Origin of the sequence: Jeotgalibacillus sp. ET6, assembly GCF_029667115.1 — a bacterium.
Taxonomy (GTDB): domain Bacteria; phylum Bacillota; class Bacilli; order Bacillales; family Jeotgalibacillaceae; genus Jeotgalibacillus.
In genome coordinates this window covers 434,785-448,845 of record NZ_JARUIU010000004.1, presented here as the reverse complement: position 1 = coordinate 448,845, position 14,061 = coordinate 434,785, and the positions used below count along the sequence as shown (strand labels likewise).

14 protein-coding genes are annotated in these 14,061 nt (G+C 45.0%); 12 read left to right on the top strand and 2 right to left on the bottom strand.

Annotation, left to right across the window (positions count from 1 at the left end; all coding sequences use genetic code 11):
* The 3 genes from P6709_RS13605 to P6709_RS13595 are packed head-to-tail and all read left to right on the top strand — an operon-like array spanning position 1 to position 2,987.
* Positions 1–591 carry an ECF transporter S component gene (locus P6709_RS13605; protein WP_278241468.1) on the top strand — a complete coding sequence of 197 codons (591 nt, stop codon included), beginning with the start codon at positions 1–3 and terminating at the stop codon, positions 589–591.
* A complete protein-coding gene (locus P6709_RS13600) occupies positions 575–2,248 on the top strand; it encodes an ABC transporter ATP-binding protein (protein WP_278241467.1) in 1,674 nt (557 codons plus the stop codon). The genes P6709_RS13605 and P6709_RS13600 overlap by 17 nt, the downstream gene beginning before the upstream one ends.
* The gene (locus P6709_RS13595; RefSeq protein WP_278241466.1) at positions 2,229–2,987 is read left to right on the top strand and encodes an energy-coupling factor transporter transmembrane component T family protein; all 759 of its coding nucleotides are present in this window, start codon (positions 2,229–2,231) and stop codon (positions 2,985–2,987) included. The genes P6709_RS13600 and P6709_RS13595 overlap by 20 nt, the downstream gene beginning before the upstream one ends.
* A 109-nt stretch (positions 2,988–3,096) precedes the next feature.
* On the opposite strand, the gene P6709_RS13590 is transcribed toward P6709_RS13595, so the two are convergent.
* Positions 3,097–3,669 carry an RNA polymerase sigma factor gene (locus P6709_RS13590; protein WP_278241465.1) on the bottom strand — a complete coding sequence of 191 codons (573 nt, stop codon included), beginning with the start codon at positions 3,667–3,669 and terminating at the stop codon, positions 3,097–3,099.
* A 175-nt stretch (positions 3,670–3,844) separates the two neighbouring features.
* On the opposite strand from P6709_RS13590, the gene P6709_RS13585 reads away from it, so the two are divergent.
* A complete protein-coding gene (locus P6709_RS13585; RefSeq protein WP_278241464.1) occupies positions 3,845–5,401 on the top strand; it encodes an ABC-F family ATP-binding cassette domain-containing protein in 1,557 nt (518 codons plus the stop codon).
* Between the two features lie 387 nt (positions 5,402–5,788).
* Entirely contained in the window at positions 5,789–7,318 is a 1,530-nt protein-coding gene (locus P6709_RS13580; RefSeq protein WP_278241463.1) for an FAD-dependent oxidoreductase, read from the top strand.
* Between the two features lie 315 nt (positions 7,319–7,633).
* Here P6709_RS13580 and proC read toward each other — a convergent pair whose 3' ends face one another.
* Positions 7,634–8,446, bottom strand: coding sequence for a pyrroline-5-carboxylate reductase (gene proC, locus P6709_RS13575; protein ID WP_278241462.1), 813 nt, complete (start codon positions 8,444–8,446; stop codon positions 7,634–7,636).
* Positions 8,447–8,632: 186 nt separating this feature from the next.
* On the opposite strand from proC, the gene P6709_RS13570 reads away from it, so the two are divergent.
* From P6709_RS13570 to P6709_RS13540, 7 genes are all read left to right on the top strand, one after another.
* Complete coding sequence (locus P6709_RS13570) at positions 8,633–8,977, top strand: ArsR/SmtB family transcription factor (RefSeq protein ID WP_278241507.1); 345 nt, start codon at positions 8,633–8,635, stop codon at positions 8,975–8,977.
* Between the two features lie 19 nt (positions 8,978–8,996).
* On the top strand, positions 8,997–10,295 hold the full coding sequence (locus P6709_RS13565) for an arsenic transporter (RefSeq protein ID WP_278241461.1): 1,299 nt from the start codon (positions 8,997–8,999) through the stop codon (positions 10,293–10,295).
* A 51-nt stretch (positions 10,296–10,346) separates the two neighbouring features.
* Positions 10,347–10,766 carry an arsenate reductase (thioredoxin) gene (gene arsC / locus P6709_RS13560; RefSeq protein WP_278241460.1) on the top strand — a complete coding sequence of 140 codons (420 nt, stop codon included), beginning with the start codon at positions 10,347–10,349 and terminating at the stop codon, positions 10,764–10,766.
* 95 nt (positions 10,767–10,861) lie between these two features.
* Positions 10,862–11,221: an arsenite efflux transporter metallochaperone ArsD gene (gene arsD / locus P6709_RS13555; protein ID WP_278241459.1), complete on the top strand. Its 360-nt coding sequence runs from the start codon at positions 10,862–10,864 to the stop codon at positions 11,219–11,221.
* 50 nt (positions 11,222–11,271) lie between these two features.
* Positions 11,272–12,990 carry an arsenical pump-driving ATPase gene (gene arsA / locus P6709_RS13550; protein WP_278241458.1) on the top strand — a complete coding sequence of 573 codons (1,719 nt, stop codon included), beginning with the start codon at positions 11,272–11,274 and terminating at the stop codon, positions 12,988–12,990.
* 39 nt (positions 12,991–13,029) lie between these two features.
* A complete protein-coding gene (locus P6709_RS13545) occupies positions 13,030–13,458 on the top strand; it encodes a protein-tyrosine phosphatase family protein (RefSeq protein WP_278241457.1) in 429 nt (142 codons plus the stop codon).
* A 14-nt stretch (positions 13,459–13,472) separates the two neighbouring features.
* Positions 13,473–13,760, top strand: coding sequence for an adhesin (locus P6709_RS13540; protein ID WP_278241456.1), 288 nt, complete (start codon positions 13,473–13,475; stop codon positions 13,758–13,760).
* The last annotated feature ends 301 nt before the right edge of the window (positions 13,761–14,061 follow it).

Genomic DNA, 14,061 nt, shown 5'->3' with positions numbered 1-14,061 from the left:
TTGACCGCTAAATGGAGATTATCTGAAATTATCGTGCTATCTGTACTGGCTGTTGTCTTTGCCGTCGTTTACCTGGCATTTTTTCAGGTGGGAAATGTGATGGTTGGCATGATGGGGCCGATCGGGTATGAATTTATTTTCGGCATTTGGTTTATAGTTTCCATTATCGCAGCCTATATTTTGCGTAAGCCTGGAGCAGCTTTTTTATCAGAAACCATTGCAGGTGTAATCGAAGTGTTAATTGGAAATGCTGTTGGACCAATGTTAATTGTTTCTGCCATGATTCAGGGGGCTGGGGCTGAGGCAGTTTTTGCAGCAACACGCTACAAGCGCTGGGGATTATGGGTATTGATGCTCGCAGGTATGGGCTCTGCAGTTACAAGCTTTATTTGGGGCTATTTCATCTCTGGATACGGTGCTCTTGATCCCGGCTATGTGACGTTAATGTTTGCTCTTCGTCTTGCAAGCGGCGCGATCCTCGCTGGGCTGTTAGGAAAATGGCTGTCAGACGGCTTATATCAAACGGGTGTTTTAAACAGCTACGCCATCGCCCGGGATAAAAAGAAGGGTTCCTATGGCAAAGCCTCCTAACGAACCTCTTATTGAATTTAAAAATATTGCTTATAGACATGCGGAAGAACTGGCCCCGGTTCTTTCCCATTTATCTTTTTCGATTTTTAAGGGAGACACCCTTTTACTCGCCGGTCCAAGCGGTGCTGGAAAAAGCACGATTACCATGCTGATGAATGGCATCCTCCCTTCCAATGGCAGCGGTGTTCTGGAAGGAGAAATTGATTGGTTTGGCACGTCATCAGAAAAATGGAAAAGTGGAGAAATTTCAAAGAGGATCGGTGTCATGTTTCAGGATCCGGAAAGTCAATTTTGCATGACCACGGTTGAAGAAGAAATTGCTTTTGGATTAGAGAATCTTCATCTTCCGCGAAAGGAAATGAAAGAACGGATCCATTATTCCTTATCACACACAGGCCTTGAGGGCTTTGAAAAGCGGACGATTCAGCGATTATCCGGCGGTCAGAAGCAGCGTGTCGCTCTTGCCTGCCTCCTTGCCATGAGAACCGAGGTCCTGCTGCTGGATGAACCATTTGCCAATATCGATCCACTCTCAAGAAAAGAATTAATAGAAACACTGGCCCATCTTAAAGAGAAGCTTGGCTTAACCTTGATCATCATCGATCATGATTTAAATGGATGGACTGACTGGATTAATCGGGTCCTTTTGCTGGATGAAAATGGAACAATCGGTTTAGACATGCCGCTTGAAGAAGCGTTACATACGCATCTATCAAGCTTTGAAGCGCTGACCGTTTCACTTCCTCTTCATCTCACACTTCAAAAGGGAAATAGCCAGCTATATGTACTGGAAGATCAATGGGTGAAACAGCTTTCCATTTCTGAACGATCACAGCTGGGTGACCAATTGAACACGGGACATCAAAAAAAAGAGTTTGGTTCAGCTTTAATGGAGCTTAGAAATAGTTCATTCGACGCGGGAAATCAAGCCATTTTAGAAAAAATTAACTTTACCCTCTCAGAAGGAGAAACGATTGCCTTTTGCGGTCATAATGGCGCCGGAAAAAGCACACTGGCCCTTTTACTCGCAGGTCTTTATTCTCCATCAAGCGGAGATCTTCTACTAAGGGGCAAATCTGTGCGCACGTACTCACTGCAGGAAATACGGCGCAGGATCGGCTATGTATTTCAAAATCCCGAGCATCAGTTTGTTGAGCATACAGTTGAAGATGATCTGAGCTTCGGATTAAAAATTCAAAAGCTTCCTGATCAAGAAATTCGGGAACGGACGCTTGCCATGCTGAAAGCCATTCGCTTGGATGGTTTTCAGGACCGCCACCCGCTCTCTCTCAGCCAGGGACAAAAAAGAAGACTGAGCGTAGCGAGTATGACCATTGATGACCTGGACATTTTGCTGCTTGACGAGCCTACTTACGGACAGGACGCAGGATCAATGAAAAATCTTACGGACATGCTGCTTGAAAGAAAAGGACAGGGAAAAACGACCGTGCTCGTCACACATGATATGGAGCTGATTCAGTCCATTTGCGACCGTACGCTTCTGCTGTCAAAAGGAAAGGTTCAATTTGAGGGAACTCCAGATGAGCTTTGGGAGCTGGGAGAAGAGACCCTTAATCAGCATGGTCTTACTCTTCCCCCTTCCGTTGCATTACGTCAGGCACTGGGAGGTCATAAGCATGTGGCTTCATACCATTAATCCATCTATTAAACTGCTTGCGATTTTAACGACGATTATTGTGCTTGCTCTGTTTTTAGATCCTGTCCTTTATCTTGTTTTCTGGATAGGTCTCATCATTATTACCTTTTCACTTTCAACAATCTCTAAGAAAACCTGGGCTCTCCTTACGGCTCCCTTTCTCTTTATGGCAATCGGTTATGTGTGGACCGCAATGCTATTTCCATATGAAGCACTTTTAGAAAATGAACAGGTTCTTTTTGAATGGGGATGGTTGATTTTAACAGAGGAGTCTCTTATGAGAAGTGCAGGTCTTGGGATGAGAGTGATTGTTTTTTCAGCTCTTTCTTTGCTCTTTGTGCTCACCACCAAGCCCGCAGTATTTATGCTCAGTTTAATGCAGCAATTAAAGATGCCGGCACGTCTGGCGTACGGGATCATGGCAGGCTATCAGTTCCTTCCTTTAATTAGCGAAGAATTTCAAATTATGCAGCGGGCTCAGCAAATACGCGGCGTTGGCAGGCCGCAGACAGTTAAGGAACGGGTTTCTCAATGGAAGAGTTTTGTTATTCCCCTTTTAGCAAGCGCAATCCGTAAAGCAGAACGGACAGCCGTTGCGATGGAATCAAGAGGATTTACAGGCGAGCCGCGAACCCATTGGTACCGGGAAATCCCTCTTCGAAAACGGGATGCGGTTTTTGCTGCCCTTCTTGCCGGATTATTTATCGTCTCTTTTACCGTTTCTTCCATTATGAAATAAGCAAATCTTTTTCAGGGCAATAAGTTAGAACATACTTTGGAGAAAATGTACGTGCCGAGTCAATCTAATGATTCTCTGTGGTATTTACCTTTCTTATTGCCCAGCCCTCTTATGTAAAGTGGTAATCACGCTGCAGGGTTTGAGAGGATTTCAGGTGTTTGAGTGCAAGTCGGATCCGGCTCTTCACGGTTCCAAGGGGTACTCCTGTATCCGAGGATATTTTTTCATGCGACATTCCATTTAAGTAACAAAGACGAATCACAGTCTGCTGCTCTTCATTTAGTTGTGCGATAGCTGTATGAACCGTATTGCTTTGTTCTTTCTTTTCAATTACACCTTCGATATGAAGCGCAGTGTCAGTCAATGAATCATGTTCTTCGAATTCAGCATGCTGGTGCTTTGTCTGTCGGGAAAGAAGATCCATCGAAGCATTTCGGGTAATAGTTAATAGCCAGGATGAGAATTTCCCTTTTTCTTCAAGGTATTGAGCATGTTTTTTCCAGAGTTTCAGGAAAACCTCCTGCACTACCTCTTCTGCTGAGGAATGATTTTGTGTCATGCGATACGCGAAGGAATAAATTAATTTTTCGTACTTCATATAAAGATTTTCAAATGCTTTCTGGTCTCCACTGACCATACGTTCATACAAATCAATATCACGCTGAACCGTCAAATGCTCCATACCTCCCTATCAGGTTTCTGAACTATAAGTCCTATTCCCCGAAAGATCCAAAAAAAAACCCTTGCTTAAAGATTGTGTAAAAGTTCCTTATCTTCCGAATGAATATACTAGGATGATCACGAAAAATACCGTATGATGTAAAGAGATTATGATAGTTCGGAGGAATGGATTAAAAATGAGTTTGTTAAATGTAGTAAAAGTAGGGCACACCTTTGGCGACAGGACCCTATTCAAAGATGTTTCTTTTCGCCTTTTAGACGGTGAACATATGGGACTTGTCGGTGCGAACGGCGTTGGAAAATCAACTCTGATGAGCATTTTGACCGGAGAACTGATTCACGATGAAGGCAAGGTTGAGTGGCTTCCGGGCACTCACTATGGCTACCTGGACCAGCACACCCGATTAACGCCGGGAAGAACGATGCGCGACACACTTCGCGACGCTTTCCTGCCTTTATTTAAAAAAGAAGAAGAATTAAATGAGATTACAGCGAAGATGGCTGATGCTTCCCCTGAAGAGCTTGAACAGCTACTAGAAGATATGGCTGCGATCCAGGATGCGCTCGATGCAGGCGATTTTTATACACTCGATATTAAAATTGAAGAAGTGGCAAGAGGACTGGGACTTGATGCTATCGGTCTCGACCGGGATGTTGCTGCACTGAGCGGCGGACAGCGCACAAAGGTTCTTCTTGCAAAGCTATTGCTTGAAAAACCGAAAGTGCTTCTATTGGATGAGCCGACTAACTACCTGGATGTTGAGCATATTCACTGGCTTTCCATGTACTTAAAGGATTATCCTCATGCATTCCTATTAATTTCACATGATACTTCCTTTATGAATGGAGTCGTAGACATCATTCTTCATCTTGAATTTGCAAAAATGAACCGGTATACAGCCACATATGAAAAGTTTCTTGAGCTTGCAGAGCTGAACAAAAATCAGCATATCAACGCTTATGAAAAGCAGCAGGAATTTATAAAGAAACAAGAAAGCTTCATTGCAAAGAATAAAGCGCGATACTCAACAACCGGCCGGGCAAAAAGCCGACAGAAGCAGCTTGATCGCATCGAACGGATCGATCGTCCCGAAACAGCAGCAAAGCCTACCTTTGATTTTAAAGAAGCACGTGGAAGCAGCCGTTATGTTATTGAGGCGGAGAACCTTGAAATCGGCTATGACCAGCCGCTTATGCCTAAAATTGATCTGACCATTGAACGGGGAGAAAAAATTGCCGTTGTGGGGGCAAACGGAGTAGGTAAATCGACTCTTTTAAAAACCATTATGGGGAAAATCAACCCTCTTGGCGGTAAAGTCATTCATGGTGACTTCCTTTTCCCTTCCTACTTTGAGCAGGAACTGAAAGCAAAAGCAATTACACCGATTGAAGATGTGTGGTCCGAGTTTCCTTCCATGGAGCAAAATCAAGTGCGGGCTGCTCTTGCAAGATGCGGTCTTAAAAACGAGCATATTTCACGGCAAATGAGTCAACTCAGCGGCGGCGAACAAGCAAAAGTCCGCCTGTGCAAGCTGATGATGCATGAAAGCAACTGGCTGCTTTTTGATGAGCCGACTAATCACCTTGACGTTACAGCCAAAGAAGAACTTAAGCGCGCGTTAAAAGAGTATAAAGGAACCATCGTGCTAGTGTGCCACGAACCTGATTTTTATGAGGATTGGGCGACCACTACGTGGAATGTTGAAGAATGGGCAGCATATGAAAATAATTAGTAAACAAAAGAGGCTGGGACACGAAAAGTGTCTCAGCCTTTTTGACCTGTTCGATGCGCTTCAGAAGGACGCTATCCTCAGAAATACAGGATACTAAGCAACCGTCATCTTCCACAGTTGCCGCCTTTCCCCTCCCCCTCACTTCATCCTGCAAACCAGAAACTTTTTTCAACAAGGTTCCAACCATCTTTTTACTGTCTGCTGTTAAAATCCAGATAGAAACCGTCAACTCCCACTAAACAAAGAGAAGCAAATGATGCAATGTGTTTTTTTCTTCATTCCCGTGTCAGTAAAACGTGTAATAGGGGAATACTGGGGTATGGAATGATAGAACTTCAAAAATTAACCATACTAATACATGACTAAACGAAGAAAGGTTGTTTTTCGATGAGAACAAATCATGAGCGTGAAGCGTATTGGCGCGACTCGGCGGAAGTCCCTGACTTTCCCGTACTCAATGAAAGCAGACAAACCGATGTAGTGGTCGTGGGCGGAGGCATTACAGGGCTTACAACGGCGTATCTTCTCTGTCAAAAAGGACTTAGGGTCACACTGGTGGAAGCAAGCGAGCTCCTGTCCGGAACGACCCGCTACACGACAGCAAAAATCACTTCTCAGCATGGTGCCATTTATGATGAACTTTTGCAGCATTTTGGCAGAGAAGGAGCAAGACAATTTTTCGACCAAAATCAGCAGGCATTAAATTGGATGAGACAAATCGTCCAGCAGAAAAACTGGGATTGCGATTTTGAGGACCATGATTCCTGGATTTATGCCACCTCAAATGAATCCTTAAAGCAGCTTTTAAAGGAACAAAAAGCGTATGAAGAGCTGGACATCCCTTTCAGGACCGCTTCCACCCTTCCGTTTGATATCCCTTGTAAAGGTGCACTGATCATGCCGGACCAGGCTCAGTTTCACCCGATCCGCTACTTAGCTCATATGGCGAAGGAGATTGTGGCCATGGGCGGTCAAATTCATGAACAGACAAAAGCTGTGGACATTAAAGAAGGCGATGACCTTCAAGTAACGATGGAAAGCGGACATGCCCTTTCCTGCCAGCATGTGGTCATTGCCACAAGCTACCCGTTCTGGGACGGAGCCGGTCTTTATTTTGCCCGCCTTGAAGTAGAACGCTCCTATATTGTTTCCGGTAAATGGGAGGGTGAAGACCCGGGCGGCATGTATCTTTCTCTTGACTCCCCTTCCCGTTCCATCCGCTTTTATCAGCATGAGGGATCGCGCGGTATCATGATTGGAGGAGACGGACATAAAACCGGGCAAGGCGGCCAGCATGAGCAGCACACTCAGAACTTAAAAGAGTTTGCCCATGCTCAAATCGGTCCTGCTGATTTCACCTATGAATGGTCCGCTCAAGACAATATTACGCTGGACAAGCTGCCGTATATCGGTCCGCTCACCAACAGCCACCCGAGGGTTCTTGTGGCGACAGGCTACCGAAAATGGGGAATGACCCAAGGGACCATGGCGGCTCATTTACTTAGCGAACGAATTCTCGGCGTGCCTAATTCTTCCGCTGATTTATATGATCCAAACCGCTTTAAAGCAGATCCTTCTGTGAAACAGGCAGCCACATTAAATACGGACACTGCTGTTCAATTTGTAAAAGGAAAGCTCGAATCTCCATCTATTGATCTTGATCAGCTTGGAGAAGGAAAGGGCGGCGCTGTCAAATGGAACGGAAAAACCATCGGTGCTTACCGTGATGAGCATGGCAAAGTTTTTGCGGTTGATCCTACCTGTACACATCTCGGCTGTGAATGTAACTGGAATGAAAGTGAAAATTCATGGGACTGCCCATGCCACGGCTCACGATTCGCAGTTGATGGAGAAGTGCTGAATGGACCTGCTCTAAAGCCATTAAAAGTGATTAACACAGACCAGTCAGAAAAATAATTCACTAGAACGAGCCTGGGACAATTTGTCTCAGGCTCTTTAACCGGTTGGCCGCGTTTCAGGCGACGCTTTCCGCAGGGACGGCGCTGAGCTTTTCCAGGGCCTTGCCCCGTAAGGTCTCAGCTTGCCGTCATATCCTGCAGGAGTCTACGCCTTCCGCTACTATAAATACTAACTCGCTTTTTAAACTTTTTTGAGTTTCTTCCCGACATCTTTATATCGGGTCACTTCGAGTCAGCAGGACGTTTTTCATAAGTCTACTTAGGATTTCACTTGGGTAACATACACCTTCAACTACGACCTATCCTCATTCGTTTAGTTATCTTTTCCGAGGTCCTTTACTTTATCCGTGCAGCTTTCCATGGCATGTAAAATCGCGCTTCGAAAGCCTTCTTTTTCAAGTGCAGAGACTGCTTCTATCGTTGCGCCTCCAGGTGAACATACCTGATCCTTTAGGACGCCTGGATGAAGCTCTGTATCAAGGACCATTTTTGCTGCTCCATACACTGCCTGTGCTGCTAAACGATAGGCCTGATCACGTTTCAGCCCCTGTTTTACTCCGCCGTCAGCCATAGCCTCAATCATCATATAAACATAAGCAGGAGAAGATCCGCTAATCGCTGGAATGGCATCCATAAGCTCTTCTGAGATCACCTCTACTTTTCCAAACGACTGAAAAAGATCAAGTACAGCATCAAGTTCCCCGCTCGTGACCCATTCATTTGCACACAGCGCACTCATCCCTGCACCTGCTAACGAAGGCGTATTGGGCATGCTTCTGACCACTTTGACATTCTTATCAAACAGACTCGTCATTTTTTGGGTTGATAAACCGGCTGCGATCGTAACGATTACCGTGTTTTCACGGACATCCTCTTTAATATCTTCAATTACTGAAGCATGAAGCTCCGGTGTAATGCCGAGAAATAAAATATCCGCTCCCTGTGCTGCTTTCTTATTCGTTTCAGCAGGACGCACCCCGTATTTCATTACAGCTTGTTCAAGTGTCTCAACGGTTCTTGAACTGACAATAATATTATCGGGTGCAATTAATTCAGAACGGACCATTCCGGCAATCATCGCTTGTGCCATCTTTCCGCATCCGATAAAACCAATTTTCTTATCCATAGCGCAGCCTCCTCTTGTACAAAATTATCCCTTAAATCATATAAGAAACAATCCAAAAATGCGAATAGGATTCAGATACGATGTAAAGACTTTGTAAAGCAGAAGAAAATGAGTTGCGCATATAAGCATATGCCTATATACTGATAACTGGAATCAAGATACGATACCCGGAGGTGAAGGAAGTTGATTGCAAAAGAAGCTCTTACAATTGATAAAGCAGCGATGGCTTTAAAGCTCATGGGGGACAAAACACGTCTAACCATGCTTCGCATTTTAGCAGATCATGATTGCTGCGTATGCGAATTTGTCGAGATCTTTAACATGAGTCAGCCATCCATCAGCCAGCATGTCCGTAAAATGAAGGACATTGGCATGATTAAGGAAAAACGGCATGGACAATGGATTATGTTTTCGCTGAATGAAGACTTTGAAGGATATGAAATGGTAAAAAGCGTTCTGCATCTTCTCCCTGTTCAGGATCATCATCTCGAAGAATTAATTCAAAAAGGGAAAAGAATTTCCTGCGATTAACCCAAAGGAGTTGTAGCGCGTGTTAGAAGTCATTTTAGCTGTCATTATCTTTTTACTTACGTTAACGCTCGTCATCTGGCAGCCAAAGGGCCTTGGCATCGGATGGTCTGCCTGCGGAGGGGCATTAATTGCGCTGATGCTTGGCGTTGTTTCTACTCAGGACGTAGTGGAAGTAACCTCCATTGTATGGAACGCCACCTTAACATTTGTTGCATTAATTATTATTTCTTTAATTTTAGATGAAATCGGATTTTTTGAATGGTCCGCTCTTCACATGGCCCGTTTTGCAAACGGAAGCGGGATCAAAATGTTTGTGTATGTCACCCTTCTCGGTGCATTGGTTGCAGCTTTTTTTGCAAACGATGGTGCGGCATTGATTTTAACGCCGATCGTACTTGCGATGGTGCGAAACCTTAATTTTAAAGAAGCGATGATTCTCCCGTTTATTATGGCGAGCGGTTTTATTGCCGATACGGCTTCCCTTCCATTAGTCGTAAGTAATCTCGTGAATATCGTTTCTGCCGATGTATTTGGGATCGGATTTGTGGAATACGCAAGCCGCATGATTATCCCTAATTTCTTTTCAATCGGCGCCAGCCTGCTTGTACTGTGGCTGTTTTTCCGTAAAAGCATTCCTGAAAATTACGACATGAGCCAGCTGAGAAAGCCGGTTGATGCGGTGAAGGATGCCAGAATGTTCCGTTTATCATGGGTGGTTCTCGCTATCCTTCTGATTGGCTATTTTGCGAGCGAGTTTATCGGCATTCCAGTCTCCTTCGTAGCTGGAACGATTGCCATCGTGTTTTTACTGATCGCCCGCCGCAGCCCTGCTGTGAATACCAAAACGGTTGTAAGAGATGCACCGTGGGCCATTGTTTTTTTCTCCATCGGAATGTATGTGGTTGTTTTTGGACTGAGCAATGTCGGCTTAACAAGCTTATTAGCTGATGTTATTCAGACCGCTGCTGACCAGGGACTTTTTGCTGCTACGATGTCGATGGGCTTTATCGCGGCCATCCTTTCATCCGTCATGAATAACATGCCTACCGTGATGATTGATGCCCTCGCGATTCAGGAAACCAATACAACTGGTGCTATACGTGAAGCCCTTATTTATGCCAATGTAATCGGTTCTGACTTAGGTCCGAAGATCACTCCGATCGGCTCCCTGGCCACACTTTTATGGCTTCATGTTTTAAGCAAAAAAGGCTTTACGATCAGCTGGGGATACTATTTTAAAGTCGGAATTATTTTAACGATTCCTACTCTATTCATCACCCTAGTCGGTCTCTATTTATGGCTGATCATTATTTTATAAAAACACACAAATCAATCGTTAAAAAACTTAAAATTCAAAGGAGCGTTTATCATGACGAAAAAAACACTTTACTTTCTATGTACAGGAAATTCATGCAGAAGCCAAATGGCTGAAGGATTTGGAAAAGAGTATTTAAGCGATGAATGGAACGTTCTGAGTGCAGGACTTGAAGCACATGGACTGAATCCAAATGCAGTGAAAGCAATGAATGAAGTTGGAATCGATATTTCAAACCAGACTTCTGACACAATTGACCCTGACATCTTAAATTCTGCAGATTTCATTGTTACTCTATGCGGTCATGCGGCTGACCACTGCCCAACGACACCGCCACACGTTAAGCGCGAGCACTGGGGTTTTGACGACCCTGCTAAAGCGGAAGGAACGGAAGAAGAAAAATGGAAAGTGTTCCAGGATGTTCGTGATCAAATCGGCGCTCGAATCAAGCAATTTGCTGAAACTGGAAAATAATAATACACTTAACAAATTTAATCTACATAGCCAGATCACTGAAACGAACGATCGTTACATGTGACCTGGCTATCATGCTAAAAGGAGGTAATTTGATGTCATCGATTACTATTTTTGACCCTGCCATGTGCTGCAGTACCGGTGTATGCGGTCCATCAGTCGATCCTGAGCTCACCCGAATCGCCTCGGCGCTGCACAAGCTGGAGGCTGAAGGAGTAGACGTAAAAAGATATAATCTCGCTAACGATCCAGCCCAGTTTGTTCAAAACGAACAGGTGAAAGAACTTCTGCAGACAAAAGGCGCAGATGCTCTTCCTTTTGTATTCATTAATGGCCAGCTGGAATCCACAGGACAGTATCCAACAAACCAGGAGCTTGCCAGGCATTTTTCCGTTGAATCTCAGCAGCTTGAAACAAAAAAACCAAAGCTTAAAATTGACCTTAAATCCATCTAGGGTGATGGTTAAGGTCCCATTTTAAAGAATTACGGGAGGTGCCATTTAGTATGTTTGAACGATTTAATCCTTCGCCTGAAGCATTAACTCCCTATTTATTTTTCACAGGAAAAGGAGGGGTTGGAAAAACCTCTACAGCTTGTGCCACAGCAATTTCACTTGCTGATCAGGGAAAAAACGTTCTGTTAGTCAGTACGGACCCAGCTTCTAACCTGCAGGATGTATTGGAATTTGATGTCAAACGCGAACCACAGGCAGTTCCGGCTGTTAAGGGTTTATATGCTTGCAATATTGATCCGGAGGAAGCGGCGAGAATGTACCGCGAAAAGATGGTTGGCCCTTACAGGGGGGTATTGCCTGACGATGCAATAGCCTCGATGGAAGAACAATTATCCGGTGCGTGTACAGTTGAAATTGCTGCCTTCGATGAATTTACAGCACTGCTCGTGGATGCTGATGTTACTTCTCAATATGATCATATCGTATTTGATACTGCTCCAACCGGTCATACTCTCCGACTGCTGCAGCTTCCGACCGCATGGAGCTCCTTTTTAACTTCAAGTACTCACGGAGCTTCCTGTCTGGGACCTTTATCAGGCTTGCAAGAAAAGAAAGATTCATACAGCAAGAGCATGCAGGCATTATCTGACTCTGAAAAAACAAAGCTTATGCTTGTTACACGGCCGGAAACCTCCGCTATCGCAGAAGCAAAACGGGCAGCAGATGAGTTGCTTGAAATTGGAATGAAAAATCAGCATCTCATTGTAAATGGCTGGCTTGAAGAACTCAAAACAGATGATGCTGTAGCAAAAGCTTTTTATAATCGTCAGCAGGAAGCCGTAGGCAGGATTGACGAGACATCATTTTCATCCATTTCCATGCTCCCTTTTGTCTCACATTCATTAACTGGGATCTCATCACTGCGGTCTTGGTTTGCACTCCAGCAAGAAGAACAGGTCCTTAAACACGGGAAACCATCTTTACCGGCAGCCGTTCAATCGATCGATGATTATGTTGATTCTCTTGTTGCAAACGGTCAGCGCGTCATTATGACCATGGGAAAAGGCGGTGTTGGCAAAACATCGATGGCTGCGAGCATTGCTGCTAAGCTTTGGGATAAAGGTCACTCTGTACACCTTACGACCACTGATCCGGCTGATCATCTTTCGGGCAAGTTGGCTAAATCCGACCGTTTACATGTCAGCAGCATCGATCCTAAAAAAGAAGTGGAGCGCTATACCCATCAGGTTTTGACTGAAGCAGCCTCTCTTTCTGATTCTGAGCGTGAGTATTTAGAAGAGGATCTGCGCTCACCTTGTACGGAGGAAATTGCGGTCTTTCAAGCATTCGCTTCCATCGTTGCGCAATCAGACCATGAATTTGTGGTAATCGATACAGCCCCAACAGGACATACCCTGCTTTTATTAGATGCCGCACAATCCTATCACAAGGAAGTCGAGCGAATGACCGGGCAAAAAACACCTGACAGTATCAAACAGCTTCTTCCTACCTTACGCGATCCACTTCAAACAAGCATCGCAATCGTGACATTAGCAGAAGCCACACCTGTTCTTGAGGCGTCCCGGCTGCAGGAAGATTTGAAAAGGGCCGGAATTACCTCTTCATGGTGGCTGATAAACCAGTCCCTTTTCGCAGCCGATTCCAGAGAACCAGTTCTCGCGAACAGAGCAAATGAAGAAGTGAAATGGATCGACACTGTGCAGCGGAATTTTGCCAATGAAACTGTTCTGATTCCATGGCAAGCTTAAAAAAACATTTTATTTTTTAAAAAAGAGAGGAATTCACCCATGACAAAAAACTACCAGCCGCTTATCGATCAGCACATTTGGATTGGCGGAGCAGATGACGCAGTGGAAGCAAATACAAATGAACAAATAGACATCATCTTTGACCTTCGTTCTGAAAACCAGGAAACCACTCCCCCTGCCAACCGGGTGCATTTGCCGATTACGGATGATGCAGCTCATCAGGATGAGTCGGTAAAACAGGCAGTGGAAAAAGTAAAAGAAGCAGTCGATCAAAAGAAAAAAGTCTACTTTCACTGCAGCGGGGGCAAAAACCGAACCGGTACACTTGCAGCTGCCTTACTGTTAGAATATAAAAAAGCATCCACTGTAGATGAAGCAGTGGAAAAAGCAAAAGAAATCCGATCCGTTATATCTCCCAAGCCCGAAATGATTGACGTATTAAAGCGTCTTTACCCTACTAAAGCATAAAGGAGCGATTTTATATGATCATCACCGATACAGCGCGTGAGGCATTTCAACAGCTATTTCAACAGCACGAAGCAGAAAACGTCCGTGTTTACTTTGCAGGGCAGGGCTGCGGCGCCCCTCAGCTCGGACTTGCACTCGATGCACCAGAAGAAAATGACATTATCCAAAACGTCAACAGCATCTCAGTCGCCATCGACCCCCAGGTCCTCATCCTGGCAGAAAACATCACACTCGACGTCCAGGACACCCCCGAAGGACGCGGAATCGTCATGACCGGACTACCAGAAAGCGACTGCTGTTAACCGGAAAAGCGGAAGCGGGCGTTTTGGGGCGACAAACACAAGCGAAGTGCTGACAAAAGGCGGCACTTTGCCTTTGGTCAGTGCTGCGCTTGTGACCTCGAGCCCCAGCCCGCTGCAGCTGGACACACGAAATGCGGAAGGCGCTCGTCCAGCTGCGACAAGCATAAGGACGCCCTTTGTCCACTTGATTGCTGTGACTTATGACCTCGAGCAGCTAGCGCCTGGAGCTGGACATCACGAAATGCGGAAGGCGCTCGATAAGCGCCTTCCGTTTTTTATTTCTCTCCCTCTTTTTTCTCCA

Excerpts from the sequence above, each read along its gene's own strand:
- P6709_RS13600 (WP_278241467.1), top strand. The coding sequence starts at position 575 with ATGGCAAAGCCTCCTAACGAACCTCTTATTGAATTTAAAAATATTGCT.
- P6709_RS13595 (WP_278241466.1), top strand. The coding sequence starts at position 2,229 with ATGTGGCTTCATACCATTAATCCATCTATTAAACTGCTTGCGATTTTA.
- P6709_RS13590 (WP_278241465.1), bottom strand. The coding sequence starts at position 3,669 with ATGGAGCATTTGACGGTTCAGCGTGATATTGATTTGTATGAACGTATG.
- P6709_RS13585 (WP_278241464.1), top strand. The coding sequence starts at position 3,845 with ATGAGTTTGTTAAATGTAGTAAAAGTAGGGCACACCTTTGGCGACAGG.
- P6709_RS13580 (WP_278241463.1), top strand. The coding sequence starts at position 5,789 with ATGAGAACAAATCATGAGCGTGAAGCGTATTGGCGCGACTCGGCGGAA.
- proC (WP_278241462.1), bottom strand. The coding sequence starts at position 8,446 with ATGGATAAGAAAATTGGTTTTATCGGATGCGGAAAGATGGCACAAGCG.
- arsC (WP_278241460.1), top strand. The coding sequence starts at position 10,347 with ATGACGAAAAAAACACTTTACTTTCTATGTACAGGAAATTCATGCAGA.
- arsD (WP_278241459.1), top strand. The coding sequence starts at position 10,862 with ATGTCATCGATTACTATTTTTGACCCTGCCATGTGCTGCAGTACCGGT.
- arsA (WP_278241458.1), top strand. The coding sequence starts at position 11,272 with ATGTTTGAACGATTTAATCCTTCGCCTGAAGCATTAACTCCCTATTTA.
- P6709_RS13545 (WP_278241457.1), top strand. The coding sequence starts at position 13,030 with ATGACAAAAAACTACCAGCCGCTTATCGATCAGCACATTTGGATTGGC.
- P6709_RS13540 (WP_278241456.1), top strand. The coding sequence starts at position 13,473 with ATGATCATCACCGATACAGCGCGTGAGGCATTTCAACAGCTATTTCAA.